Origin of the sequence: Streptomyces caeruleatus, assembly GCF_001514235.1 — a bacterium.
GTDB lineage: Bacteria > Actinomycetota > Actinomycetes > Streptomycetales > Streptomycetaceae > Streptomyces > Streptomyces caeruleatus.
Map to the genome: position 1 here is coordinate 70,572 of NZ_KQ948945.1, position 26,405 is coordinate 96,976.

Below are 26,405 nucleotides of genomic sequence, written 5' to 3' on the forward strand. Positions count from 1 at the left end.
CCGGCGCCTCGCCCTTCCCCAGGGCGGGCGCCGGGGCCTTCGGCATGCCCGCGCCCCTGTCCGGGGCACGGCCAGAAACCGTTGTCGGGTCACGGCCAGAGACCGCTGTCCGTGTCACGTCCAGAATTCGTCGGCCGTGTCACGTCCAGAATTCGTTGGCCATGTCGATGTCCGCGACGCACTCGTCGAGGTCGGTCATCTTGTCGCCGACGATCCGGAAGACGATGCCGCCGCTCTCGTCGATGTGCTTGGAGCCCCGGTCAGCGGTGAACCGGTGCACGGACACGGCGTGCCCACGGCCGTCGACGAAGATGTCACGCAGCTCGACCCGGAACGACCCGCCCGTCTCCGAGTAGAGCCGGCCGTAGTACCCGTCGAGGATCGAGTCGATCCCCTTGAAGTCCCCCGACAGCGGGTGCGAGCCGGGCACATGGTGCGTGCAGTCCCCGGTCATCATCCCGCGCAGGGTGTCCATGTCCCCGCGCTGAAAGGCTTCGTAGCCCTTGCGGACGAGAGCAGCGTGCGGGTGTTCAGCCATGACGGTCGCCACCTTTCCCAATCCGAGGCTTTACGGCCGATACGCCTGATTGTCCCCTCTTGTCCTGGGAGGTGTCTTCTGGATCAGGATCCAAACGACAGGCCCTAGCCCCGCCCCCTGGAGCGAGCCGCGCGCGCGATGGTCACGACCGCCTTCTCCAACGCGTACCCGGGGTCGTCCCCGCCGCCCTTCACCCCGGCGTCCGCCTCGGCGACCGCCCGCAACGCCACCGCCACCCCGTCGGGCGTCCACCCGCGCATCTGCTGCCGTACGCGGTCGATCTTCCAGGGCGGCATGCCGAGCTCACGCGCCAGGTCGGCGGGGCGGCCACCGCGCGCGGAGGAGAGCTTCCCGATGGCCCGGACGCCCTGGGCGAGCGCGCTGGTGATCAGGACGGGCGCCACGCCTGTCGCCAACGACCACCGCAGTGCCTCCAACGCCTCCGCTGCCCGTCCCTCGACCGCCCGGTCGGCCACGGTGAAACTCGACGCCTCGGCACGGCCCGTGTAGTACCGCCCGACCACGGCCTCGTCGACGGTCCCCTCGACGTCCGCGACCAGCTGACTCACCGCGGACGCCAGCTCCCGCAGATCGCTCCCGATGGCGTCGACCAACGCCTGACAGGCCTCCGGCGTCGCGGACCGCCCGGTCGCCCGGAACTCGCTCCGCACGAACGCCAACCGGTCCGCCGGCTTGGTCATCTTCGGGCACGCCACCTCCCGCGCCCCCGCCTTGCGGGCGGCGTCGAGCAGCTTCTTGCCCTTGACCCCACCGGCATGCACCAGCACGAGGGTGATCTCCTCGGCCGGCGCCCCCAGATACGCCGTCACGTCCTTGATCGTGTCGGCCGACAGATCCTGCGCACCCCGCACGACCACGACCTTGCGCTCCGCGAACAGCGAGGGGCTGGTCAACTCCGCCAGCGTGCCCGGCTGCAACTGGTCCGAGGTCAGCTCCCGCACATCCGTGTCCGCGTCGGCGGCCCGGGCGGCAACCACCACCTCCCGCACGGCACGGTCGAGCAGCAGCTCCTCCTGACCCACGGCGAGGGTCACGGGGGCGAGGGGATCGTCGTTCGCACTCTTCCTGGCCATCGCGACAAGCATGGCACGGGCCACTGACAACCGACGCCGAGGGAAGGGGGCGGGGGTTGGAGGGGGCGGGGGTTGGAGGGGGTGGGGGTTGGAGGGGGTGAGGGCTGGGGTGGTGACGGCTGGGGGAGCGCTGGGGGGGGTGAGCGCTGAGGGTGGGGGGCTGACCCCCGCCGGGTGCGGCGTGCCCCGGCGGGGGATGGGCGCGGGGCGCAGGTCGCCGGGGTTCCTGGCGGGGCCCGGGGGCGCGGGTGCCGGGTGCCCAGCGGGTGCCGGGTGCCCAGTGGGTGCCGGGGCGCGGGTCACAGTCGGCCAGCGCGTGCGGCGTGGGATGCCCCGTCTCAGGTCACCGGCCGCCAGCCACCAGCCACCAGCCACCAGCCACCAGCCACCAGCCACCAGCCACCAGCCACCAGCCACCAGCCACCAGCCACCAGCCAGGCTACGGCTCCTCCCGCCAGCCACCAGCCAGGCTACGGCTCCTCCCGCCAGCCGTCCCAGTCCCCGACGAACTCGTTCAGCGCCGCGGGTTCGAGCCGCTCGGCCTCGTCCCGCAGCAGCACCAGCCACTGCGCGTCCTCGGCGTCGTCCTCCCCCGCCAACGCGTCCCGCACCAGCCGCGGCTCCTCGTCGATCCCGAACCGCTCCCCCAGCGCCTCCGCGACCTCCTCCGCCGCATCACGGTCGGGCAGCACCAGCACATGTCTCACATCGCTCACGGGACAATTCTCGGGCACCGACGAGCACCGGACGCGTACCGGGGTCGCTCACTCGCCCAGCCCCGGGCGCCCCTGCCCCTCTGCCGGCTCAGCCCGCCCGGCCGGGCTCCCGCACCGTCGGCACCCGGTCCAGCTCGATCCCGAACCGCTCCCGGTACACCCCGAGCACCTCCTCGTCCGTGCCCAGCTCCCACTCCTCCCGTGTCCCGTCGGCCGCCGTCGCCTTGAACGTGCGACCGCTGAGCGTGATCCGCCCTCCTTCCTCCGTCACCCGCGAACACACCAGCGACTGCGTGAAGTGCGAGGCCGGTGAGGTGCTGTGCCACCACGCCCCGGCCACGAAGTCGCCGAGCACCCGTGGCCGCCGCTCCAGCCGGTACTCCGGTCTGCCGTCCATGACGACATCCAGGTCCGCCGCGTCGTGCCCTCCGCGCACCCCGGCCGCGTCCGGCCCGGCCTCGACGATCCGGAACACGCCCGCCGGATCCTTCTGCTCGCCCCGCGCCTCGAACGCCAGCGGATGGTGACTGTGCGCCCCGAAGCCGACGTCCGCCAACCAGGTGCCGCCGTCCACCGTCCGCACCTTCAGCGCCATGTGGTCGTAGGGAATCCCCAGCTTCCCCTCCGGCCCGTGGACCCGAGCCGCCAGCAGCGTCACGTCGAAGCCCAGCGCGCCGAGCAACGCCCCGAACGCGCCGTTCAGTTCGTAGCAGAACCCACCCCGTCCCGCGCCCACCACCTTGTCCAGCAGCCGCTTCTCCTCCAGGACGATCTCCTCGCCCCGGTGCACCGACAGGTTCTCGAACGGCACGGTCTGCAGATGGCGCAGATGCAGCTCACGCAGCACGTCCACAGTGGGCCACGCCGGGTGCTCGACCCCCAGGCGCCGGAGATAGGCATCAACCTCAACGGAATCCATGCCCTCAGTCTCCCGCCACCCGCAGCTGAGCGCCCGTACCCGCGACCGCCAGCGCCCCGTCCTCGTCCGTCCGCAGCACCACCGCGCCCTGCGCCCGCAGCGCCGCGACGGTACTGGGAGCCGGGTGCCCATACGGGTTGTCCGCACCGCAACTGATCAACGCCAGCCGCGGCGCCGCCCTGCGTATCAGCTCCGGATCCTGGTACGCCGAGCCATGATGGGCGACCTTGAGCACATCCACGCCGCCCAACAGGGCCCCGGCCGGTGATCTCAACAGCGCTCGCTGGGCCGGGGGTTCCAGATCCCCCAGCAGCAGGAACCGCAGCCCGGCCGACCGCACGAGCAGGGTGACACTGGCGTCGTTCGGACCGTCCGGGGCCATGGCCGTGGGCGACGACTGTGCCGGCGGCCAGACGACCTGCCAGCTCAGCGCCCCGGTGCGCCGCTCCTCCCCGGCGGCGGCGCGCGTCACGGGGATGTGCCGATCCGCCGCCTCCCTGCGCACGAACTCCACCTGATCCACCGGCTCCTCGTGCCCCGTCGTCTCGATCGCGCCCACCGCACGCCCGCGCAGAACGCCGGGCAGGCCCGCCACATGGTCGGCGTGGAAGTGGGTCAGGACGACGAGCGGAATCCGGGTGATGCCGAGTGCGCGCAGGCAGCGGTCGACCGACGTCGGATCGGGGCCGGCGTCCACGACCACGCCCGTGCCCTCGCCCGCCGCGAGCACCGTCGCGTCGCCCTGCCCCACGTCGCACATCGCGAACCGCCACCCGGGTGGCGGCCAGCCCGTGACCACCCTGGTCAGCGGTGACGGCTGCACCACCACCAGCAGGAGCAGCACCCCGCAGACACCGCACCACCAGGGGTGCCGCAGCAGCCGTCGCCCGGCGAGCAGGACGACCACCGTGGCGAGGGCGAGCAACGCCGCCCCGGCCCAGCTGCCGGGCCAGTCCACACCCGCCCCTGGCAGTGCGGCACCCGTCCGGGCGACGTCCGCGATCCACCCGGCCGGCCAACCCGCGCCCCAGGCCAACATCTTGGCCAGCGGCATCGCGAGCGGTGCCGCCGCCAGCGCCGCGAAGCCCAGCACCGTGGCCGGTGCGAGCGCGAACTCCGCGAGCAGATTGCACGGCACCGCCACCAGACTCACCCGCGCCGACAACACCGCCACGACCGGCGCGCACAGGGCCTGCGCGGCAGCCGCGGCCGCCAGCGCCTCGGCCCACCGCGGTGGCACCCGGCGCCGTCGCAACGCCGCGCTCCACCGGGGCGCGAGGGTGAGCAGGGCACCCGTGGCCAGGACGGACAGCAGAAAGCCGTAACTCCTGGCCAGCCACGGGTCGTACAGCACCAGCAGCAGCACAGCCGTCGCCAGCGCCGGGATCAGCGACCTGCGGCGTCCCGTCGCCAGGGCCAGCAGCACGACGGCTCCGCAAGCCGCGGCCCGCAACACGCTCGGGTCGGGCCGGCACACGATGACGAAGGCGAGGGTGAGCCCGCCGCCGAGCAACGCGGTCGTCCGCAGGGAGAAACCGAGGCGGGGCGCGAGTCCACGGCGCTCGGCCAACTGCGCTCTGCCGGGTGGGCCGATGAGCAGGGCGAGGATGATCGTGAGGTTGCTGCCGGAGACGGCGAGCGTGTGCGCGAGGTCGGTCTCCTTGAACGCCTCGTCCAGCTCCGGGGTGATCCGCGAGGTGTCCCCCACGACCAGCCCCGGCAACAGCGCCCGCGCATCCGCCGGCAGACCGTCGGTCGCCTCCCGCAGCCCGGCCCGCAGCCGCCCGGCCAACCGCTGCGCCGCCGACGGCTCCCCCACCACCTCCGGCACCCCCGGGTCCCGCACCCGTAGCACCGCCGCGACCCGATCCCCGTCCGTCAGCGAGGGCGCGAGCGTCGCGGTCACCCGCAAGCGCGTGGAGGGCAGCAGCCCCAGCCATGGTGAAGTCCGACCGTCGGCGGACCTCGGCGGGGCCTGGGCGTTCCCGGGCGCGTTCGGCCTCTCGTCGACGGCCCTGGAGATCCCCGACCCCCAACCCGCGTCGATGATCATGAGCACCGGCGCCCGTGTGACCACCGCCGTGCCGTGCGCCTCCTCCACGCGCCGTACATCCGCGTTGATCAGCACGGAGGTCGGCGCCATGTGATCGCCCTTGACCCGGGGCCGGGTCAGCCGGGGATCGGAGGTGACCTCGACCTCCGCGGTCACGCTGGCATACTCCCGCGCCAGCCTGGGCACGGGCCCACGTCGCAGATCGGCCCCGTGCAACCCTGCGGAGACGGCGGCCGCGGCGACGCAGAGCAGCACCGCGGCGACTGAAATGCGCGGCCAGGTGGTGCGCGGGGGCGCGGGGCGTTGACCTCGCGACTGAGTGCCATGGGTGACCCGGATGGTCGGGGCGGCCGGGGTGGCCCGAGTGACCCGGGTGGTCCGGGAGGCCGGAGTGGCCCAAGTGGCCCGAGTAGCCGGAGTGGCCGGAATGGCCCCAGTGCCCTCACGATCGCTGGTCCCACCCCCGGCTCCTCGCCGCACCAGCAGCAGTACGCCTGCCGCGACCAGGCCCACCACCGCCGCCCCGACCGCCCACTCCGGTGACGCGTCCAGCATCAGTGCCGCCGTCGCCCAGGCCGCCAGCGCCGGAGGCACGAGTCGGAGGTCCGTCGGCCCTTCCTGCCGGGGATGGGAGGCACCCAGCCGGCTCCCGGACGCGGCGTGAACGGCAGCGCGGCCGGGTGCGCGGACGTCGTGCCCCATGGCCGTCCTGACCCGACCGACCGCCCTGGCCCGACCGACCGCCCCGGCCCTCACGGCCATCGTGGTCCTCACGGCCATCTCGGTCCTCACAGCCATCGTGGTCCTCACGGCCATCCCGGTCCTCACAGCCATCCCGGTCCTCACGGCCGCACGAGATTTCGTAGATCGGCGAACCTGCGGTCGCCGATGCCATTGACCTCGCGCAGTTCGTCCACCGAGCGGAAACCGGCGTGCTGGGTGCGGTAGTCGATGATGTGCTGGGCCAGCACCGGGCCGACGCCCGGGAGGGTGTCGAGCTGGTCCACGGTGGCTGTGTTGAGGGAGACGGGTGCGGTGGGTGCCGCCCCGGCGGCCCCCGAGGTGCCCGCGCCCACGCCCGCACCGGCAGCGGTCCCGGCCACGGCGGCCGGGGTGCCGACGATCACCTGCTCGCCGTCCACCAGGAAGCGGGCCCGGTTGAGGCTGTCGGTGTTCGTGCCGGGACGCACCCCGCCGGCCACGCGCAGGGCGTCGGCGACCCGCGAGCCCGCGGGCAGGCGGTGGATACCGGGTTCGCGCACCTTGCCGCTGACGTCCACGACGATCTCGGGCGCGGCCGTGCCCGCAGGCCCCGGCATACCCGACGCACCCGCAGAACCCGCCGCACCGCCCACCGACGCACCCGCCCCGGCCTCCCCTCCCTGCTGTTCTCCGCCGTAGGAGGCTGCCGCCCGCACCACCTCGGGCGCCCGCACGGACTGCGCCCGCCCGGCCCAGAAGTGCTGCACGGCGAACCCTGCGGCAAGGACGAGAACCACGGTGAGCGCGACCAAGCTCCGCCGCTCCAGCCCACACCTCGCCTGCAACCACACCGGCATCCGCTCCCGCAAAGCCGACCCGGCCCGCGACCGCCAGGCCGCCGCCCCGCCACCCGCGTCACCGGCAGCGCCCTCGACTCGGCCCCGTGTCCTGACCCCGACCCCGACCCCGGCCCCGGCGTCCGAGTCGGCATCGGCATCGGCATCGGCGTCCAACACCTCGGACCCCTCGACCCAGTCGTCGTACCGACCGCCCCCTTCCTCCGGCGGCCCCGCCCCCGACTCCCGCCACTCCTCGGCCCGTTCGGCGAAAATCACCTCCGCCCTGCGCCGCAACTCCGCCGCCGACGCATGGTGCTGCCGCGCCCGCCCCCGGACGGGCATGCGTCGTCGATGGTGGATGCGGCTGTCGGAGTGGGGGCCTCGGCCCGGGCCGCTGGTCGCCGTCGTGGTACGTGTGCGTGATCGAAGTGCCATGCGACGAGGATCGGACACCTCGCCCCACCCGCGATGATCTTGCTCAATTCCCGGGGATTACCACCCAGTTGTGGAAAACTCCGCCACCCACACGAGTGGCTCCCCCTCAGAGAACCTGTCGCCGGTCCCCTGAGCCCCCGTCACCGCGGCGAAACCACAACCCCCAGCAACCCAGGCCCGGTATGCGCCCCGATCACCGCCCCCACCTCGCTCACATGCAGGTCGGCGAGCCCCGGGACCCGCGCCCGCAGGCGGTCCGCCAGGGCCGACGCCCGGTCGGGAGCGGCGAGATGGTGCACCGCGATGTCGACCTGCGCGCTGCCCGCCCGGTCGGCCGCGATCTCCTCCAGGCGGGCGATGGCCTTGGAAGCCGTGCGCACCTTCTCCAGCGGGCCGATCCGACCGCCCTCCAGTTGCAGCAGCGGCTTCACGGCGAGCGCCGAGCCCAGCAGGGCCTGTGCCGCGCCGATACGGCCGCCGCGACGCAGATAGTCGAGGGTGTCGACGTAGAAGTAGGCGGCCGTGCTTCCGGCCCGCTTCTCGGCGGCCGTGACGGCCTCGTCCACCGTGCCGCCCGTCTCCGCCGCCTCGGCCGCGGCGAGCGCGCTGAACCCGAGCGCCATCGCGACCATCCCGGTGTCCACCACCCGCACCGGCACCGGCGCCTCACGCGCCGCGAGGACCGCCGCGTCGTAGGTGCCGGAGAGCTCGGCGGACAGGTGCAGCGAGACGATGCCGGTGGCGCCCGCCTCGGCGACCTCGCGGTAGTGCTCCGCGAAGACCTGAGGGCTGGGGCGCGAGGTGGTGACGGGGCGTCGCTTCTGCAACGCCTGGGCGAGGGAACGGGTCGAGATCTCGGTGCCCTCGTCCAGCGCCTGACCGCCGACGACCACGGTCAGGGGTACTGAGGTGATGCCGTGGCGCTCCATCGTCCGCGGCGGCAGGTAGGCCGTTGAATCGGTGACGATCGCGACATGGCGGGACATGAGCTGGAGGTTACCTGCCGTAGCGCCCGGGCGGCAGCCCGACCCCGCTCACCTGGAAATGCCTTGACCGGATCAACTGGCGTTCAACCGGCTCAAGTCGTGCTCTCGGGGCGGGGCTTCTTCTGCCAGGGGTAGGTCGGGCGAGGGTCGGCCGGGGTGATCGCGGGCCGCGTGGGCTCCTCGGCCCGCTGCGTCCGAGAGGTGTCCGACCAGGTCTGCTCGGCCGTCGGCTCGGCCTGGGCGGCGGGGGCCTCCGGCCACGGGGGCGGGGGTGTCGTGGAGGAGGTCGAGGACGACGAGGGCGGCGCCAGGGTCTCCTCCGTCTGCCAGTGCCGCAGGGCACCGGTCTCCACGTCGATCTGGGCGCTGAGCGTGTCCAGGTCGTCGTCGGCGAAGCGGCGAGCCCGGTCGCGGGCGGCCCAGCGCAGCGAGTCGGCGGCATGGACGATGCGCTCGGTGCGTTCGCGCAGGTCGGGCAACCGCTCGGCGAGTGTCGCGCGGTCCGGCTCGGACTCCAGGCGCCGCAGTTCGGCGTCCAGTTCGTGCCCGTGCGCGCTGAGGCGCTGGAAGAGGTCGAGGGACTCCTTGAGGGACTCGTCCTCGGCCACGCCCGCGTGCAGCGCGTCCTGAGTGGCCCGCATGGAAGTGCGCAGCTTCAGCCGCAGCTGGGCGAGCTCGCCTGCCGGCCCGGGCTGGGCGAAGGACTTGGCCCGCAGGGTGTGGTCCTCGACCGTGCGCCGGGCGTGGCTGATGGTGTCGTCGACGCGGCGCTTGGCGGCGCCGACCACCTTGACCGTGGCGTAGGCGCCCAGCGCGACGAAGAGCACGAAGAGCAGGGCCACGACTGCGATCACTGCTTCCACGAACTCCTCCTCCGACCGGCCGCGGCACACACCGCGTCACTCTTCAACGGTAAACGCAGCGGGCAGGCCCGGAGTTCCAGCAGAACCCCGAACCTGCCCGTAGGGGATCACCCCGAGCGAAGAGCACACCGAGCGAAGATCACACCGAGCGAAGATCACGCCGAGCCGAAAGCCGAGGTCATGACCGCCCCGGCCGGCCCACCGCGGTCACGGCAGCCCGACCCGGCGCGCTCGCCGTAGATCTCGGCCGTGAGCGGGCGCCGTAGCCCAGTGCCGTAGCCCTGGGCCGCAGACCTACACCGCAGGCCTACACCGCCGACCTACGCCGGAACGATGTTCACCAGCTTCGGCGCCCGCACGATCACCTTCCGGATCCCGGCGCCGTCCAGTGCCGCCACGACCTTCTCGTCGGACAGGGCGACCTTCTCCAGGTCCTCCTCGGAGATGGCCGGCGAGACCTCCAGGCGGGCCTTGACCTTGCCCTTGATCTGCACGACGCAGGTCACGGTCTCGTCCACGACGTAGGCCGGGTCGGCGACCGGGAAGTCCTGGTGCACGACCGAGTCCTCGTGGCCCAGCTTGCGCCACAGTTCCTCGGCGACGTGCGGGGCCAGCGGCGCGACCATCAGCACCAGCGCCTCGGCGACCGACCGCGGCACCGCACCCCCGGCCTTGGTCAGGTGGTTGTTCAGCTCGGTGACCTTGGCGATGGCGGTGTTGAACCGCATGCCCTCCAGGTCGCCGCGCACCCCGTCGATGGCCTTGTGCAGGGCACGCAGCGTGTCCTCGTCGGGCTCGGCGTCCACCACCGTCACGGCACCGGTCGTCTCGTCGACGACGTTGCGCCACAGCCGCTGCAGCAGCCGGAACTGGCCGACCACCGCGCGCGTGTCCCACGGCCGGGAGACGTCCAGGGGGCCCATCGCCATCTCGTACAGCCGCAGCGTGTCGGCGCCGTACTCGGCGGCGATCTCGTCCGGGGTGACCGCGTTCTTCAGGGACTTGCCCATCTTGCCCAGCAGCCGGGAGACCTTCTCGCCCTGGTAGTAGTAGGCGCCGTCGCGCTCCTCCACCTCGGCGGCCGGTACCGCGATGCCACGGCTGTCGCGGTAGACGTAGGCCTGGATCATGCCCTGGTTGAACAGCTTGTGGAACGGCTCCGCCGAGGAGACGTGGCCCAGGTCGAACAGGACCTTGGACCAGAAGCGCGCGTACAGCAGGTGCAGCACCGCGTGCTCGGCACCGCCGACGTACAGGTCGACGCCGCCGTGCGGCTGGCCCTCGCGCGGGCCCATCCAGTACTGCTCGATCTCCGGGTCGACCAGTTGCTCGCTGTTGTGCGGGTCCAGGTAGCGCAGCTCGTACCAGCAGGAACCGGCCCAGTTGGGCATGGTGTTGGTCTCACGCCGGTAGCGCTTCGGTCCGTCGCCCAGGTCCAGGGTGACGTTGACCCACTCCTCGTTGCGCGACAGCGGCGTCTCGGGCTCGGTGTCGGCGTCGTCCGGCTCGAAGGTGCGCGGGCTGTAGTCCTCGACCTCGGGCAGCTCCAGGGGCAGCATCGACTCGGGCAGCGGGTGGGCGATGCCGTCCTCGTCGTAGACGATCGGGAAGGGCTCGCCCCAGTAGCGCTGACGGCTGAACAGCCAGTCGCGCAGCCGGAAGTTGACCGTGCCCTCGCCGACGCCGGACCGCTCCAGCCAGTCGGTGATGCGGGCCTTGGCCTCGACGACACCCAGGCCGTTCAGGGAGATGTCGTCGTTGGCGGAGTTGATGATCTTCGCGTCGTACGACGCGAAGGCGTCCTCCCAGGTCGAGGTGTCCGTGCCACGCCCGTCCGTCGGCTCGACGATGCAGACGATCGGCAGCTCGAAGGCGCGCGCGAACTCGAAGTCACGCTGGTCGCCGCAGGGTACGGCCATGATCGCGCCGGTGCCGTAGCCCATCAGGACGTAGTCGGCGATGAAGACGGGGACCTGCTCGCCGTTGACCGGGTTGGTCGCGTACGCGCCGATGAAGACGCCGGTCTTGTCCTTGGCCTCGGCCTGGCGCTCGACGTCGGACTTGGAGGCGGCCTGCGCGCGGTAGGCGGCGACGGCCTCGGCCGGGGTCGCGTGGCCGCCGGTCCACACCTCGTGCGTGCCCTCGGGCCAGGCGTCGGGGGTGAACTTCTCGACCAGCGGGTGCTCGGGCGCCAGCACCATGTAGCTCGCGCCGAACAGGGTGTCGGGGCGCGTGGTGAAGACGGTGATGCGCTCGCCGTCCACGGGGAAGTCGACGCGGGCGCCCTCGGAGCGGCCGATCCAGTTGCGCTGCTGCAGCTTGATGGCCTCGGGCCAGTCCAGCTCGGTCAGGTCGTCCAGCAGGCGGTCGGCGTACGCGGTGATCCGCATGTTCCACTGGCGCAGCTTGGCCTTGAAGACCGGGTAGTTGCCGCGCTCGGAGCGGCCGTCGGCCGTGACCTCCTCGTTGGCCAGGACGGTGCCCAGCCCGGGGCACCAGTTGACCGGCGCGTCCGAGGCGTACGCCAGGCGGTATCCGCCCAGGACGTCGGCGCGCTCGGCGGCGCTCAGCTCGCTCCACGCGCGCGTGCCGCCGTCGGAACCGGGTACGGCGCGCTCACCGGACTCGAACTGGGCGATCAGCTCGGAGATCGGGCGGGCCTTGTTCGCCTTGTCGTCGTACCAGGAGTTGAAGATCTGCAGGAAGATCCACTGGGTCCACTTGTAGTAGTCCGGGTCGATCGTGGCGAACGACCGGCGCTTGTCGTGGCCCAGGCCCAGCCGGCGCAGCTGGACCTTCATGTTCTCGATGTTGGCCTCGGTGGAGACACGCGGGTGCGTGCCGGTCTGCACGGCGTACTGCTCGGCGGGCAGGCCGAAGGCGTCGAAGCCCAGGGTGTGCAGGACGTTGTGGCCGGTCATGCGCTGGAAGCGCGCGAAGACGTCGGTGGCGATGTAGCCCAGGGGGTGGCCGACGTGCAGGCCCGCTCCGGAGGGGTACGGGAACATGTCCATGATGAACTTCTTGGGCTTGGCGGCCAGCTCGGCGTCGCCCGCCAGGTCGCCCTTGGGGTTCGGCGCCGCGTACGTGCCCTCGGCGTCCCAGAAGTCCTGCCAGCGTGCCTCGATGTCGGCGGCCATGGCCGCCGTGTAGCGGTGCGGCGCTGCCGCCTCGGCGGCGGCAGCGGGGTTCGTCTCGCTCATGATCCTCAAAGCTCCATCGATCGTCTCTGCCAGCGGCTGCGGTTCGGTTCTCTGGAAACGAAAAATCCCCTCGCACAGGAGGGGACGCCGCGCCGATTCCGACCATCCGTTTCGCCCGGTGGTCGGGACTGATCAGCGCGGCCCGCTAAGCAGAAGGCGTACGGCACGCATGGCGTCAGGGTACCGCAGCGCCCGAGCGGGTCGCGACGGGCTTCCATCCGGGGCGCGACGGTCTTCTCAAGGGGGGCGCGCGTGAACATGGGCGCCCCGGGTTCCGTACCTGAGAGTTGTGAAGACCTCGAAAAGTTGAACAACGCTCAACTGTTACCTGGCGTAACAGTCGCTAAGGGACAGCACACGCCCCGCCCAGTACGTAGATAACAGCGCAATAACTCAAACGCCGTACCCGTCGGTATGGAGCCACTTAGAGTGCGGCAACGGGACCGCCTTCCCGAACCGTTCGGAGTTGCCCCCATGAACCCTCGTCCCCACACCAGCCCGCCCCCCAGGACGGATCTCCCGGCCCGGGGGGCGTCGGTCGCTGACACTCGGTCGCCCATACCCCTCATCGCGTTCTCGGGAGGCATGCCGTGACGACGGATCCGAACGACAGCGTGATGGACGACGCCTTCTTGGAGTTCCTCAACTTCGGCGCCGGCGTACTGTCCCTCGTCTGCCTCACCTGCTCGGTGATCTGGGGTCTCGTCGCCCAGGACCGGATGATCCTCAACACCCGGCAGCGGCTCATCGCACAGGCCATCCACCGGGTGACCGCCGTGGCGTCGATCGCGTTCCTGCTGGTGCACATCGGTGTCAAGCTGGCGCTGGACCACGCCAGCCCGATCGCCGCGCTGATCCCCTTCGGCCTTCTCTTCGCCGGCGGCAGCGAGATCCCGGGCAGCGCCTTCCTCGTCGGCCTGGGCTCCCTGGCCGCCATGCTCATGATCTTCGTCGGCGTCACCGGCGCGCTGCGCAACCGCTTCGCGTCCCCGGCGCCGGTCGCGGCGCGCTGGCGGGCGATGCACATGCTGGCCTACCCGGCCTGGTGCGCGGCACTGGTCCACGGCCTGTTCGCCGGCCGCCCGGCGAAGACGTTCTTCATGGTGTCCTACGAGCTGTGCGTCGTCGCGGTCGCCGCCGCCCTCGCCCTGCGCGCGGCACCGCGCCCGTTCAAGCGCAAGGTCGCCGACCGGATCGCCGGGCTCATCGGCAACGGCGAGCCCGCGGGCCGCGAGGAACTGGAGGCGAGCAGGGCCCGGTCGTCGGAGTCCCCGCTGCCCGGCTCCGAGGGCAGGGAAAGGCGGTCGAGGCGGGCCGAACCGACGACGGGATCCCAGCCCCGGGCGACACCCTCCTCCGATCCCCTGTACCAGGCTCCCTCGGCCCAGGCGTCCGGTTCGGGCTTCGCAGCCGCCTACCGCGCCGTCTCACCCCGTTCCCGCGGGCAACAGCAGTCCTACGCGGCCGACCAGACCGCCCGTATGGACCTGCCCCTGGACATGCAGCCGACGGAGGCGATCCCCCGCGTGGACGGCGGTGGCAGCACCTCGGGCAGCTGGCCGATCCCGTCCCCGCCGCCCGTGGGCGAGGCGCCCCCGTCGTCCTACGACCCGCTCAACGACACGGGGTACAACATCCCCGTGTACGACAATTCGGGCGCCCAGGGCTATGGCACCGGCGCCGCGGGCTACGGCTCGAGTGATGTGTACGACACCGCTGAGACGAACGCCGTCTTCGGTACGTACAACCAGAACGACACGTACAACAACAGCGGTCCCGCCACTGAATCAATGCCCGGTGCGTCCTACGACTTCGACGCACCGGGTTCGGGCGAACCTTGGAACACGCCTTCCGGAGGCTTTAAGTGAACGAGGCCCTGCCCGACGTACCCGAAGTCCGCGTGGTCGGGCTTCCCCAGCTCACGTCGGGCTTCGACCTTGTCGAGAGACTCGATCTGCCCATGCACCTCAAGGTGCACGGGCCGCTCGAACCGATGGGCGGCGAGCAGCTCGCGAAGCTCGCCGAGAACATCAATCTGAAGGGCCGCGGCGGAGCGGGCTTCCCCTTCCACAAGAAACTGCGCTCGGTCGCCGAGGCCGCGATCAAGCGCGGTGTACGGCCGGTCGTGGTCGTCAACGGCAGCGAGGACGAACCCGCTTGCCGCAAGGACACGGTGATGATCAACCGTGCCCCGCATCTCATCCTGGACGGCGCGCTGCTGTGCGCCGAAGCCCTGGGTGCCCGCACGCTCGTGGTGGGGGTCACCCGGGAATCGACCCAGCGCTCCATGGAGGCCGCCCTCGCCGAACGCGGCCTCAGCAACAGCCGTCGCTCCGCGCTACGCGCGTTCGTCCAGCGCAACCCGGTCCGCATGGTCACCGGCGCCGCCGCCTCCCTGATCCGCTCGATCGACGGCGGCCCGGCGATCCCGCCCGGCCGCAAGGTCAGCGCCTCGCAGAACGGCGTCGGCGGCGCCCCGACCCTGCTCTCCAACGCCGAGACGTTCGCCCAGCTGGCCATCGCCGCCCGCATAGGCCCGGAGCGCTACGGCAACACCGGCCTGTACGACGAGCCGGGCACCGTCATGCTCACGGTCTCCGGCGCGGTCGCCCGCCCGATGGTCATCGAGGTCCCCACCGGCGTGCCGCTGCGCTACGTCCTCCAGCTCGCCGGCGCCCCGCCCGTCCCGCAGGGCGTGCTGACCGGCGGCTACCACGGCAAGTGGATCGACGCCGCGACCGTCAACGAGGCGGTCGTCTCCCGCAACTCCCTGGACGCGGTGGGCGGCGCGCTCGGCGCCGGCGCGATCCTGCCGATCACTCAGGAGACCTGCCCACTGGGCGAGTCGCTGCGGGTGGCGCAGTGGCTGGCGGAGGAGAGCGCCGGCCAGTGCGGCCCCTGCTATCTCGGTCTACCGGCCGCCGCGCGCGGTCTGGAGGACATCCTCAACGGCGGCGGCCCGGCCGCCCTGGAGGCCCTCAAGCAGGTCGCCAAGAACGTGAAGCGGCGCGGCGCCTGCTCGCACCCGGACGGCTCCGCGATGTTCCTGGAGTCGACCATCAAGGCGTTCACCGACGACCTGGCGGCGCATGTCCTCGGCAACGGCTGCGGACGGCCCGTGGAGGGCGTTCTGCCGCTCTTCGAGGGCGGCAGGGCCCCGTCGGGTATCCCGGGCGGTGCCGAGTCGGAGGAGAACGGCCCCAGCAGGCAGAAGATCTACGTCGACTGGACGCTGTGCCGCGGCCACGGCCTGTGCGCGGACATCCTCCCGGAGGTCTTCCAACTGGGCGCCGACGGCTTCCCGACCGTCGCCCAGGCGAAGGTCCCGCGCTACGCCGAGGCCAAGGCCCTGCGCGCGGTACGCCGTTGCCCCGCCCTCGCCCTGCGCATCGAGGAGGACACCCGCGCGGGTGCCCCCTCCCGCAACAACCTGCCGGTCCTCTCCCAGGGCCGCGGCAGGCGCGCGCTGGGCCGCTGAGACCGAGGGCGGGCAGATGCCCGTTGAGGGGCCGTCAAACAGGACGGCCCCTCAACTGCCGCCGAACCCAGAGGCCTTCGCAACGAAAAAAGATCCCGCCGGGTCGATCGACCCGGCGGGATCTTACTGTGGAGCTAAGGAGAATTGAACTCCTGACCTCCTGCATGCCATGCAGGCGCTCTACCAACTGAGCTATAGCCCCTTGCTTTGGTCCGCCCGGTTTCCCCGGCGGCGACGCCAACATTACCGGTCCACCTGGTGCAGCACCAAATCGTTTCCCGTGCGGTCCGATACGGATGCTTATGTCCGGTTCAAGCCGTGACGAAGGAATAGAAACGCTTGAGCGTGCAGTGCTCTTCGAGGAGACGGCCGTAGATCGGTTCGCCCTCGAGTTCACGGTAGGTCTCGATCGGGTCGCCTTTTATGATCAGCGCCCGCGCGCATTCCTCGCACCAGTACTGGTAGTCGGGGTTCACGGGTTCCATGTCGCGGACGATCGGTGTTCCGCTGCCGCACCAGTCGCACTTTCGCCTGTGTGCACCCATCGATCAGCTCCAGCTGTGGCCGCAGGCCGTGCACACGTAGGAAACTCCGCCGTTGTCGCCAAGAAGCTGGGCGACATGGACGGAGCCGCAGGAAGGGCAGCTGAGGCGGGTGATCGTATCCCGTGTCAAAGCTGCTTCGAGGAGGCCACCGACCTCCTCGAGGATGCTCGCAGGCATCACTACTCCCTCCCGTCGGGCCGCGCTCCCTTCCGGCCGTTTGATTCTGCCACGGCCGGACCAATACGGTCAGCGACGCCTCAGTACCAGTCCGGACACAGCAGCCTTCGCCGCCGTACGGACCGTGCGGTCCCGCACCCCCAAGCGCCTCCTGAGAGGTATACGCCCGCGAGGCCCTAGTCACTCAAGCCGGACCCGAACACTTTGGCGGATACCAGAAGATCCCGCCGATCGAAGCGATCGGCGGGATCTTGTTGTCTCGCTGTGGAGCTAAGGAGAATTGAACTCCTGACCTCCTGCATGCCATGCAGGCGCTCTACCAACTGAGCTATAGCCCCTGGTCCCACGTGGCGGAGCCACATGGTGTTTCGCCCCGCTCGGCGGGGCGAACAAGAAGAACTTTAGCCTGCGACCTGCCAGAAAGTGAAATCCGGACCGGCGTCAGTCGTCGTCGGTGTCAGTCGTCGTCGCCGAGGACCGGCTCCGGCAGGGTGCCGGCGTTGTGCTCCAGCAGACGCCAGCCGCGGGCGCCCTCGCCGAGGACGGACCAGCAGCAGTTGGAGAGGCCGCCGAGGCTCTCCCAGGACCGGGGTTCCAGGCCGATGAGGCGCCCGATGGTCGTACGGATCGTGCCGCCGTGGCTGACCACGACGAGCGTGCCGTTGTCGGGGAGCTTCTCGGCGTGCCGCAGGACCACGGGGGCGGCGCGGTCGGCGACCTCGGTCTCCAGTTCGCCGCCACCGCGGCGCACCGGCTCGCCGCGCTTCCATGCCGCGTACTCCTCGCCGTACCGCTCGATGATCTCCTCGTGCGTCAGGCCCTGCCAGGTGCCCGCGTAGGTCTCGCGCAGGGCCTCGTCGTGCGTCACCTCCAGGGCGGTGAGCGCGGCCAGCTCGGCGGCCGTGCGGGAGGCGCGCTGGAGGTCGGAGGCGATGATCGCGTCCGGCTTGAGACCGGCGAGGAGGCGGGCGGCGCGGCGGGCCTGGGCGAGGCCGGCCTCGGTGAGGGCGACGTCCGTGGTGCCCTGGAAGCGACGCTCCACGTTCCACGAGGTCTGGCCGTGCCGCCACAGGATGACGCGGCGGCCCGGCCTGCCGGTGGGCACCTCGTCGGTGGTGCTCATCGCCACTCACCGCCCAGCTCGGCCGCTTCCTCGGCGGCCTGGAGCTTGGCGTGCTCCGCGGCCTTGCCGCGGGTGGCCTTGGCGTCCTCGGGCAGGTCGAGCTCGGGGCAGTCCTTCCACAGCCGCTCCAGGGCGTAGAAGACGCGCTCCTCGCTGTGCTGGACGTGGACGACGATGTCGACGTAGTCGAGCAGCACCCAGCGGGCCTCGCGGTCGCCCTCGCGGCGCACCGGCTTGGCGCCGAGCTCCTTCTGGAGCCGCTCCTCGATCTCGTCGACGATCGACTTGACCTGGCGGTCGTTGGGCGCGGAGGCCAGCAGGAAGGCGTCCGTGATCGACAGTACGTCGCTGACGTCGTAGGCGATGATGTCGTGCGCGAGCTTGTCGGCGGCGGCCTGGGCGGCGGTGTTGACGAGCTCGAGGGAACGGTCGGTAGCGGTCACTACAAGGCTTTCGGTCGGCGGGCACTTGGCTTCAATCGACCTCAAGGGTCTCACGGACCAGTGACAACACCCCACGTGATTACCGGCTCACGTGGGGTGGCCTGCGGTTTTGTGCAGGCTGGGGTTACGAGGACGACGGCTTGTAGTCCTGGCCGAGCACCACCGAGACATCCGCGTTCCCGGACACATCGCCCTTCGTGACGGCGTCGGCGGACAGTCCGAGTGTCTTGGCGACCTCGGTGGCGTCGGCCTTGTCGGCGGCGTCGGCGTAGACGACCTCGGACGTGGCCTCGGCGGAGGCGGTGCCGCCCTCCAGGAAGGTGAAGCCGCCGTTCAGCAGCACCACGCGGGCCTTCTCGGTGTTGTCCTTGACGCCGCTGGCGTTACGGATGGACACGCGGACCGCGGCGTCCTTGTCGGGGCTCTTGGCGGTGCCGCCGAGGACGTTCTTGACGACACTGGCGCTCGCCTCGGCGCTGAGGGTGCCGTCGGTCTGGACGGGCAGCATGGCCGTCTTGTAGTCGCCGCCCTTGGCGAGCTCGGCGAGCTTGGCGAGGAAGGCGCCGAGGTCCTTGTCGGTCAGGGGCGGCTCGATGATCATGCCCAGCGTCTGCACGGTGACGGTGGCGCCCTGGGTGTCCGAGGTCAGCTTGCGCAGCGTGGCCTGCATGACCTGCCCGAACCGCTCCAGCTGCGCGTTCTGCGCCTCGCCCGAGCCCTGGTAGGTGGCGTAGGCGACGGCCATCTTGCCGCTGAGGGTCTGGCCCTTGCCCTTGCGGACGAGGGGCGCGCTGCCCTTGGCCTTGGCGTCCGGGTCGGGCACGTCGGCGTTGGTGTCGACCTCGATGTTGCCGACCAGGTCGACGAGGTTCTGCAGATACGGGGTGTCCAGCCGCCAGGTGCCCTGGATCTGGGTGCCGAGGACGGTGTCGATCGAGTCGCGCGTCCCGGAGGAGCCGTCGTCGTCGACCGACTTGGCCAGGGTGGTCGTGCCGTCGTCGCCGGTCAGGGCGAGGGAGTTCGGCAGCAGGACGGTGGTGCCCTGGTTGGTGGTGGTGTTGTCGACGAGCAGCGCCGTGGAGGTGCCGCCCTTCGCGGTGTTGTGCAGATGGACGACGATCACGTCACGCTTCTGGGCGCCCACGGCTGTCGCCGTGCCCTCCTTGCTGTCGCTCGACGACAGACCGGGCAGCTTCCCGGCGTACCAGAGGTAGCCGGCGCCGCCGGCCGCGACGACCGCCAGGACGACCACGAGGGCGATCACACGCGCGCGTGCCCGTCGCCGGGCCTCCTCGCGGCGCTCGGTGCGGTTCTCGGTGAACTTCAGCCAGTCGATGACGTCCTCGGAGTCCCCGTCGGGCTCCTCGACGAACGCGAACTGCTCGGTGCGGTACTCCCGGTCGCCCCGTTCCTGGGGCTGTGGCTGCGGGTGCGGTTCCTCGACCGGTCCGGCCTGCTGCGGGATGTAGGCGGTCTGCTCGGCGACCCGGTGCTGCTGTCCGCTGGTGGCGGTTCGGCCATACGGGTCGTACGGCGGCGAGTGCGCGCCGGCCTGCTGGGGGTGCGTGCCGGTGCCGTACGGGTCGTAGGACGGCGTGGGCGGCTGCTGGCCGGTGTCGCCGGTCCCGTAGGGGTCGTACGGCGGGACCGGCTGCTGCCTGCCGGTCGCGTACGGGTCGTAGCCGTAGCCCTGCTGTGCGTACGGGTCGTACTGGTGCTGGGGTGGCTGCTGCTGCGCCGGGATCTGCCGGTAGACCGGCTGCCCGTACTCGTCGTAGCCGACGAGTTCGTACTGGTCGGCCTCGTATCCCGCGGCCCCCGCGTCGTATCGGTCGTTCACCGGTCGCCCCTCTCGGCTCACTCGCCTCACTCGCCGCGGTACAGCTCGCGCTTGTCGATGTAGCGCACGACTCCGTCCGGCACCAGATACCAGATGGGGTCGCCCTTTGCGACTCTCGCGCGGCAATCGGTGGACGAGATGGCCAGTGCGGGAACCTCGACCAACGACACTCCGCCCTCCGGGAGCCCGGCGTCGGTGAGGTCGTGGCCGGGACGGGTGACCCCGATGAAGTGCGCGAGGGAGAACAGCTCCACCGAGTCCCGCCAGGTCAGGATCTGGCCCAGGGCGTCGGCGCCGGTGATGAAGAAGAGGTCCGTGTCGGGGTTGAGCGCGCGTAGATCACGCAGGGTGTCGACGGTGTACGTCGGGCCGCCGCGGTCGATGTCGATGCGGCTGACGGAGAACTGTGGGTTCTCGGCCGTGGCGATGACCGTCATCAGATAGCGGTCCTCGGCCGGGGAGACGTGGCGGTGGCTCTTCTGCCACGGCTGTCCGGTGGGCACGAACACGACCTCGTCGAGGTGGAACTGCGCGGCGACCTCGCTGGCCGCGACGAGGTGGCCGTGGTGGATCGGGTCAAACGTTCCGCCCATGACGCCGAGGCGGCGCTTGCCGGGGTTCGACGGGCCGTTTCCGGGGCCGGTAGGCATGTCCTGCTCTCCCATGCGTGCAGACCCTACCGGCCCCGTCTGAGGGCCCAGGCCTGTCCGTGACTCAGCGGTCGCGGTTGAAGCGGGTGGTGATCCACAGCAGGAGCAGCAGGATGACGAAGGCGCCACCCCCGGTGAGCAGCGGGCTGATGCTGTTGTGGTTGCCGCCGTGCTCCTCGCCCTCGGCGGCGAGGGTGACCAACTGGGCAGCGGCGCTGTGGAAGCTCATCTTCGGCGTGACCTATCGGGTGTGGGCGGGATAAAGATGTCGGCCCATCGTAAGCGGGCACCATGACGGGGATCACGCCGACTCCACCGTTGGGGCGCCGGGGCGGCCGGCGGGGAACCTTCCCGGGGGCTCAGTCGTCCTTCCGCCTGTAGCCCCGCAGCAGGAACCACGCGGTCAGCACACAGCCCACGACCATCACGATCAGCACCACCCGGAGCAGATTCCCCGCCCCCTGCTGCTCGGCCGCGCTCGCGGCCTCGGTGAGCCAGGTGGCCGGGGGGTTGTGCTCCATGACGCGGAACTCCTTCGCTGTAGTGCCCGTCCAAGGTAACTCCGCTTAGGCTGGGCTCTGCTTCGGGGGCGCAAAGGGCGGAACAAGGCTCTGCAAAGGGCCGCACAGAGCCATCCAGACGCACATGGGGGAAGACATGTCCGAAGGCCACGAGCACGACGGGCACGAGAACGTGCCGAGCAGGCAGCGCAGGCGTTTCCCGGGGATCTCCTCGCGTGCGTACGAACACCCGGCGGACCGCTCGGCGCTGGTGGCCCTGCGCAAGCTCAGCGGCTTCGACACCGTCTTCAAGGCCCTGAGCGGCCTGCTGCCCGAGCGCAGTCTGCGGCTGCTGTTCCTGTCCGACTCGGTCCGCGTCTCGGACCAGCAGTTCGCGCACCTCAACGACATGCTGCGGGACGCCTGTTACATCCTGGACCTGGAGAAGGTCCCGCCGATGTACGTCAACCAGGACCCGGTGCCGAACGCGATGTGCATCGGCCTGGACGAGCCGATCATCGTGGTCACCACGGGGCTGCTGGAGCTGCTCGACGAGGAGGAGATGCGGGCGGTGGTGGGCCACGAGGTGGGCCACGCCCTCTCCGGCCACTCGGTCTACCGCACGATCCTCCTCTTCCTCACCAGCCTCGCCGTCCGGGTCGCCTGGATCCCGCTGGGCAACATAGCGATCATGGCGATCGTGACGGCGCTGCGGGAGTGGTTCCGCAAGTCGGAGCTGTCCGCCGACCGGGCGGGGCTGCTCGTCGGGCAGGACCTCACGGCCTCGATGCGCGGCCTGATGAAGCTCGCGGGCGGCCACCATCTGCACGAGATGAACGTGGACGCGTTCCTGAAGCAGGCCGAGGAGTACGAGGCGGGCGGCGATCTGCGCGACTCCGTTCTGAAGATCCTCAACGTGATGCCCCGATCCCACCCCTTCACCACGGTCCGCGCGGCCGAGCTGAAGAAGTGGGCCGAGTCCCGCGACCACCAGCGGATCATGGACGGGCACTATCCGCGCCGGGCGGAGGACAAGGACACCTCGGTCACCGACTCCTTCCGTGAGTCGGCCTCCCACTACGCCACGCACGTGAAGTCCTCCAAGGACCCCCTGATGAAGCTGGTCACGGACATCGCGGGCGGGGCGGGCGATCTGAGCGGGCGGGTGCGGCGGGGTTTCGGCGGCTTCACGAGTACGGCTCCCAAGGAGGAGCCGCGCCGGGAGGACGGCGGGGACGGCAACGCCTGACGGCCACCTGTGGCTTCCGCAGCGGTTTTCCGCCCCCGCCGCCCCTACCCGTCCCATCCTTCTGGGGCTCCGCCCCAGACCCCGCTCCTCAAACGCCGGAGAGGCTGACTACTTCAGCCCGTCCGGCGTTTGAGGACGAGGCCCGGAGGGCCGACAGCGGGGGTCTGGGGGCGCAGCCACCAGGGACGGGACGGGTAGGGGCGGCGGGGGCGGAAAACCGTCCGCTCACACCTTCGGCTGTGATCCCACCGCCAACGACCCGCACAGCGCCGTAGCCCCACCCGTGGCATACGGGTCGGTGCCCGCGGGACCGCCCTCCTTGGCCGTCTGCCCGGCCAGCAGCGGATGGAGCCGGTTCGTCGAGTCCTCGGCGCAGGACAGCGGCCCCGCCTGGACATAGGAGACGACGAGCTGGGCCTGGCGCAGCCGCAGGTCCTCGCGGTCGAAGCGGAAGTGCAGCTCCCGCCGCACGGTGAACAGCGAGGCCTCGGCCGCGCCCTCCCCTTCCGCGGCCCGCAACGCGTACACGAACGTGTGATCGGCCGTGACCTCCAGCGTCGCGGAGTCGGTCTCCGCTGCCTGGAGCGTGCCCTGCACGCGGATCCTGCGGTCGGCCAGCTCGGCCTGGGAGGCGTCGAAGCGAACCAGCCACCCGGTCGGCGCATGCCGCCCGTCCGCGGCCGGATGCCCGAAGCTCTGATCGAACTGGTCCAGTTGCTCGGGGTCCAGCAGCACCCGGACCGGACGGATCTGGTCGCCGGTCAGCACGTCCGGATACAGCGCGGACCGCACGATGTAGTCCTTCGCGATGCTCAGCGCGTTCGTCACCTGACTGTCCGAGAAGTGCGCGGTGCGCCGCGCGGCCGGCAGCGGGATGCCCTCGGCGCCGATGCGGAACTGGGCGGCGGGACTGTGCGCGTACAGGTACTCCGGATCGGTCGCCCCGGGCACCGTGCCCTGCGGGGCGAGCGGGATGACGGTCATGCGCAGCGGCTCGGCGGGCGGCCCGGAGTTCGCGGGGGTCTGGTAGGGGTGCCGTACACCCATGTAGATCGCCGTACCGAAGGCCACGGCGATCAGCAGGACCAGGACCAGCGCCTGCCGGGACAGGCCCCGGCGAAGTGGTGCGCGGCGGCGTACGGCGGGCGCGTGGTCGGCCATGCGCTCCTGCGCGGAGAACTCCTGGAGGCGGGCAGCACGGACGAACGACTCGTCGAAGACGACGGATCGGTACTCGTCCTCGCCACCTCCGGGGCTGCCCTCAGGTGTCCCCTCAGGTGGGTCGCCTGGCCCTCCCATATCTTCAGGGTAGGTCGCCGGGAGGTCCGGTAAACGCCCTGCTACACGACAAGTTCTGACAGGTTCTCACCAGGACGGGAAGGCTGCCCTCGGTAGTGCTCAGGCCATGGGTCGGGGTCCGGTCAGGGCGTGCGCGGTGTCGCCGAGACGGCCGGCTGGGAGTAGTCGGCGGACGCCGACGGCGACGCTTCCCTGCCCTGTTCGAGACCCGTGGACGCCGGCGGCGGAACCTGGTCCCTGCTGTTCGAGGACGCGCCCCGGTAGACCGCCGTGAAGGCCAGCGCGACCATGCCGATGCCCATGACGAGGGCGAGCATCCAGGCGACGGGACGGTGCCAGCGGACCTGTTTGCCGTACGCCCCGGGAGCGCCGTAGCGACCTTCGAGGATGTCCGGGTCGTCCAGATCGTCCAGCTCGGGATCATGGCCGAAAGCGGTGCGGCCGTCGGGGCCGTACCCGTCGTCGTACCGCTCGCCCCGGCCGTGTGCCCGGCGGGCCTCGGCCTCGGAGGCCTCCGCTCTGGCCTGGGCGGCGGCAAGGAGGCGCTCCACGGCGGTCGGCTCGTGCACCACGGCCGCCTGTACGAAGGCCTCGTCGAAGACCACGGAGGCGAACTCTTCGTCCGACACCCCGCGGTCGTGGTCGTCGTCGGGCTCCCAGCCGTCAGGGAACGGCGTGCCCCCCACGTCCTCCGGCACGGATCCAGAGTAGTCCTGGGGGGTCAATTTGGGCAGACGGTATGGAAATTCATCCGGCCTGCGAGACACCTCGGGTGCGTCACGCGCCGAGCGGCGCTCCGACGCGCCCCCGTCAGCGGGGGCGCGCCCCCGGTGCGGGGGATTGCTCAGCGCCGTACGTGCCCGTCCCCGGTGACGATGTACTTGGTGCTGGTCAGCTCCGGCAGCCCCATCGGCCCTCGGGCGTGCAGCTTCTGCGTGGAGATGCCGATCTCCGCGCCGAAGCCGAACTGGCCGCCGTCGGTGAAACGGGTGGAGGCGTTCACGGCGACCGTCGTGGAGTCGACCAGCTGGGTGAACCGGCGGGCGGCCTGCTGCGAGGTGGTGACGATGGCCTCGGTGTGGCCGGAGGTCCACAGCCGGATGTGCTCGACGGCCTTGTCGAGGGAGTCGACCACCGCGGCGGCGATGTCGTACGACAGGTACTCCGTCTCCCAGTCCTCGGTCGTGGCCTCGACGACCGTCGCCTTGGAGTCCTTGGCGTACGCCGTCACCCGCTCGTCGGCGTGCACGGTCACGCCGGCCTCCGCGAGGGCGTCCAGGGCGCGCGGCAGGAACTCGGGGGCGATGTCCTGGTGGACCAGGAGGGTCTCGGCGGCGTTGCAGACGCTGACCCGGTGGGCCTTGGAGTTGATCAGGATCTCGATCGCCATGTCGAGGTCGGCGTGGGCGTCGACGTAGACGTGGCAGTTGCCGGTGCCGGTCTCGATCACCGGGACGACGGACTCGGTGACGACGGTCTGGATCAGCGAGGCGCCGCCGCGCGGGATCAGCACGTCGACCAGGCCGCGGGCCCGCATCAGCTCGCGCACGCTGTCCCGGCTCTCCCCGGGCACCAGCTGCACGGCGTCGGCGGGCAGCCCGGCCCCGCCGACGGCGTCGCGGATCACCCGGACGAGTGCCGAGTTCGACTCGTACGCCGAGGCCGAGCCGCGCAGCAGCACGGCGTTGCCGGACTTCAGGCAGAGGGCGGCGGCGTCCACGGTGACGTTCGGGCGGGCCTCGTAGATGATCCCGACGACGCCCAGCGGGACGCGGACCTGGCGCAGGTCGATGCCGTTGGGCAGGGTGGAGCCGCGGACGACCTCGCCGACCGGGTCGGGCAGGGCGACGACGTCGCGCACATCGGAGGCGATGGCCCGCACGCGCTCCGGGGTCAGCGTCAGCCGGTCGATGATCGCCTCGCTGGTGCCGGCCTCGCGGGCCTTGGCGATGTCCCGGGCGTTGGCCTCGACGATTTCGCTCGTACGGACCTCCAGCGCGTCCGCGATGGCGAGCAGCGCGTCGTCCTTCTCGGCCCGCGGCAGCGGGGCGAGGTCGGCGGCGGCGGACTTGGCGCGGTAGGCGGCCCGGTTGACCGGGGACATGGAGTCGTACGGCGAGAGCGTGGTCATGAAAGAAGGGTAGTGCGACTGCGAGGCCGGTCCAGCGTTCGTTCCAAACCCCGAGACAAGGACCGCAGGTCACTCAAGGCCGGTCAATAGGGATGTACTCCCACCGGGCTCGCCGGAGGCAGTCCGTACCCCTCCGCGATCCGCTGGTGGTAGGTCTCGCGGTCGATGACCTCCAGGCCGACGATCTCCCAGGGCGGCAGTCCCGCGCTCTGCCGGTGCTCGCCCCACAGGCGCAGGGCGACGGCGGCCGCGTCGTGCAGGTCGCGGGCCTCTTCCCAGTAGCGGATCTCGGCGTGGTCGCCCGCGTACCGGCTGGTCAGCAGAAAGGGGTGGTCGTGGGCGAGCTGTTCGAGGGCGCGCCGCACCTCCTTCAGCGGGGCCTCCTGGCCGGAGACGCTGAGGGTGACGTGCCACAGACGGGGCAGGTCCTTGGGCTCCTCGTACCGGTCGCCGGCCGCGACGCTCGTCAAGGCGCGCTCCTCACCGGCCGCGCGGGACGAGGCCCCACCGGCACTGCGGGACGCCGTCCCAGGGCGCACTCGTCTCACGACGGCCTCCTTTACGCAGTGACCGACTCGGTGGTCGTGCGGAATGTCCCTGAGACAAAGTTGAGCAGGCCGCA

Annotated in this window: 23 protein-coding genes and 2 tRNA genes; 3 read left to right on the plus strand and 22 right to left on the minus strand. The window is 71.2% G+C overall.

Going from position 1 to position 26,405, the window contains the following annotated elements:
- Positions 1–139 precede the first annotated feature (139 nt).
- The 9 genes from AQJ67_RS40785 to leuS form a co-directional block, all read right to left on the minus strand.
- Entirely contained in the window at positions 140–538 is a 399-nt protein-coding gene (locus tag AQJ67_RS40785) for a nuclear transport factor 2 family protein (RefSeq protein ID WP_062724679.1), read from the minus strand.
- Positions 539–642: 104 nt separating this feature from the next.
- On the minus strand, positions 643–1,632 hold the full coding sequence (holA, locus tag AQJ67_RS40790) for a DNA polymerase III subunit delta (protein ID WP_208615135.1): 990 nt from the start codon (positions 1,630–1,632) through the stop codon (positions 643–645).
- Between the two features lie 470 nt (positions 1,633–2,102).
- Positions 2,103–2,348 carry a hypothetical protein gene (locus AQJ67_RS40795; protein ID WP_062724605.1) on the minus strand — a complete coding sequence of 82 codons (246 nt, stop codon included), beginning with the start codon at positions 2,346–2,348 and terminating at the stop codon, positions 2,103–2,105.
- Positions 2,349–2,436: 88 nt separating this feature from the next.
- The gene (locus tag AQJ67_RS40800) at positions 2,437–3,267 is read right to left on the minus strand and encodes an arylamine N-acetyltransferase family protein (RefSeq protein WP_062724607.1); all 831 of its coding nucleotides are present in this window, start codon (positions 3,265–3,267) and stop codon (positions 2,437–2,439) included.
- Positions 3,268–3,271: 4 nt separating this feature from the next.
- Positions 3,272–6,022, minus strand: a complete 2,751-nt coding sequence (locus AQJ67_RS40805; RefSeq protein ID WP_062724681.1) for a ComEC/Rec2 family competence protein — start codon at positions 6,020–6,022, stop codon at positions 3,272–3,274.
- 140 nt (positions 6,023–6,162) lie between these two features.
- On the minus strand, positions 6,163–7,296 hold the full coding sequence (locus AQJ67_RS40810; RefSeq protein ID WP_107123116.1) for a ComEA family DNA-binding protein: 1,134 nt from the start codon (positions 7,294–7,296) through the stop codon (positions 6,163–6,165).
- A gap of 140 nt (positions 7,297–7,436) precedes the next feature.
- Positions 7,437–8,282, minus strand: coding sequence for a DegV family protein (locus AQJ67_RS40815; protein ID WP_062724611.1), 846 nt, complete (start codon positions 8,280–8,282; stop codon positions 7,437–7,439).
- A 92-nt stretch (positions 8,283–8,374) separates the two neighbouring features.
- Positions 8,375–9,145, minus strand: coding sequence for a hypothetical protein (locus tag AQJ67_RS40820; protein WP_062724683.1), 771 nt, complete (start codon positions 9,143–9,145; stop codon positions 8,375–8,377).
- 320 nt (positions 9,146–9,465) lie between these two features.
- Positions 9,466–12,348: a leucine--tRNA ligase gene (gene leuS / locus AQJ67_RS40825; RefSeq protein ID WP_062724613.1), complete on the minus strand. Its 2,883-nt coding sequence runs from the start codon at positions 12,346–12,348 to the stop codon at positions 9,466–9,468.
- A 617-nt stretch (positions 12,349–12,965) separates the two neighbouring features.
- Here leuS and AQJ67_RS40830 point away from each other — a divergent pair.
- Both AQJ67_RS40830 and AQJ67_RS40835 read left to right on the plus strand, forming a co-directional pair.
- Positions 12,966–14,216: a ferric reductase-like transmembrane domain-containing protein gene (locus AQJ67_RS40830; protein ID WP_062724685.1), complete on the plus strand. Its 1,251-nt coding sequence runs from the start codon at positions 12,966–12,968 to the stop codon at positions 14,214–14,216.
- Complete coding sequence (locus AQJ67_RS40835) at positions 14,213–15,826, plus strand: NADH-quinone oxidoreductase subunit NuoF family protein (protein WP_062724615.1); 1,614 nt, start codon at positions 14,213–14,215, stop codon at positions 15,824–15,826. The genes AQJ67_RS40830 and AQJ67_RS40835 overlap by 4 nt, the downstream gene beginning before the upstream one ends.
- A gap of 129 nt (positions 15,827–15,955) precedes the next feature.
- On the opposite strand, the gene AQJ67_RS40840 is transcribed toward AQJ67_RS40835, so the two are convergent.
- The 9 genes from AQJ67_RS40840 to AQJ67_RS48470 form a co-directional block, all read right to left on the minus strand.
- Positions 15,956–16,028: transfer RNA gene (locus AQJ67_RS40840), tRNA-Ala, on the minus strand.
- A gap of 109 nt (positions 16,029–16,137) precedes the next feature.
- The gene (locus tag AQJ67_RS40845; RefSeq protein ID WP_003976229.1) at positions 16,138–16,371 is read right to left on the minus strand and encodes a hypothetical protein; all 234 of its coding nucleotides are present in this window, start codon (positions 16,369–16,371) and stop codon (positions 16,138–16,140) included.
- Between the two features lie 442 nt (positions 16,372–16,813).
- Positions 16,814–16,886 (minus strand) — tRNA-Ala (locus AQJ67_RS40850).
- A gap of 119 nt (positions 16,887–17,005) precedes the next feature.
- Positions 17,006–17,671 (minus strand): histidine phosphatase family protein, encoded by a 666-nt coding sequence (locus tag AQJ67_RS40855; RefSeq protein WP_062724687.1) that lies wholly within the window; start codon positions 17,669–17,671, stop codon positions 17,006–17,008.
- Positions 17,668–18,114 (minus strand): ribosome silencing factor, encoded by a 447-nt coding sequence (rsfS, locus tag AQJ67_RS40860; RefSeq protein ID WP_062724617.1) that lies wholly within the window; start codon positions 18,112–18,114, stop codon positions 17,668–17,670. Before rsfS ends, AQJ67_RS40855 begins: the two co-directional genes overlap by 4 nt.
- 124 nt (positions 18,115–18,238) lie before the next feature.
- A complete protein-coding gene (locus AQJ67_RS40865) occupies positions 18,239–19,954 on the minus strand; it encodes an LCP family protein (RefSeq protein ID WP_062724619.1) in 1,716 nt (571 codons plus the stop codon).
- A gap of 26 nt (positions 19,955–19,980) precedes the next feature.
- Entirely contained in the window at positions 19,981–20,619 is a 639-nt protein-coding gene (gene nadD, locus AQJ67_RS40870; RefSeq protein ID WP_062724621.1) for a nicotinate-nucleotide adenylyltransferase, read from the minus strand.
- Positions 20,620–20,668: 49 nt separating this feature from the next.
- Positions 20,669–20,833, minus strand: a complete 165-nt coding sequence (locus tag AQJ67_RS48465) for a hypothetical protein (RefSeq protein WP_048583900.1) — start codon at positions 20,831–20,833, stop codon at positions 20,669–20,671.
- A 130-nt stretch (positions 20,834–20,963) separates the two neighbouring features.
- Positions 20,964–21,125, minus strand: a complete 162-nt coding sequence (locus AQJ67_RS48470; RefSeq protein ID WP_167366253.1) for a hypothetical protein — start codon at positions 21,123–21,125, stop codon at positions 20,964–20,966.
- Positions 21,126–21,249: 124 nt separating this feature from the next.
- Here AQJ67_RS48470 and AQJ67_RS40875 point away from each other — a divergent pair, with 124 nt between their 5' ends.
- Complete coding sequence (locus tag AQJ67_RS40875) at positions 21,250–22,353, plus strand: M48 family metallopeptidase (protein ID WP_425264225.1); 1,104 nt, start codon at positions 21,250–21,252, stop codon at positions 22,351–22,353.
- 225 nt (positions 22,354–22,578) lie between these two features.
- Here the strand turns inward: AQJ67_RS40875 and AQJ67_RS40880 are convergent, their stop codons facing one another.
- The 4 genes from AQJ67_RS40880 to AQJ67_RS40895 form a co-directional block, all read right to left on the minus strand.
- Complete coding sequence (locus AQJ67_RS40880; RefSeq protein WP_062724625.1) at positions 22,579–23,652, minus strand: SCO2583 family membrane protein; 1,074 nt, start codon at positions 23,650–23,652, stop codon at positions 22,579–22,581.
- Between the two features lie 122 nt (positions 23,653–23,774).
- Positions 23,775–24,350: an SCO2584 family spore wall biosynthesis protein gene (locus AQJ67_RS40885; protein ID WP_062724627.1), complete on the minus strand. Its 576-nt coding sequence runs from the start codon at positions 24,348–24,350 to the stop codon at positions 23,775–23,777.
- 146 nt (positions 24,351–24,496) lie between these two features.
- Positions 24,497–25,783, minus strand: coding sequence for a glutamate-5-semialdehyde dehydrogenase (locus tag AQJ67_RS40890; protein WP_062724629.1), 1,287 nt, complete (start codon positions 25,781–25,783; stop codon positions 24,497–24,499).
- A gap of 83 nt (positions 25,784–25,866) precedes the next feature.
- A complete protein-coding gene (locus tag AQJ67_RS40895) occupies positions 25,867–26,331 on the minus strand; it encodes a hypothetical protein (RefSeq protein WP_062724631.1) in 465 nt (154 codons plus the stop codon).
- Positions 26,332–26,405 lie beyond the last annotated feature (74 nt).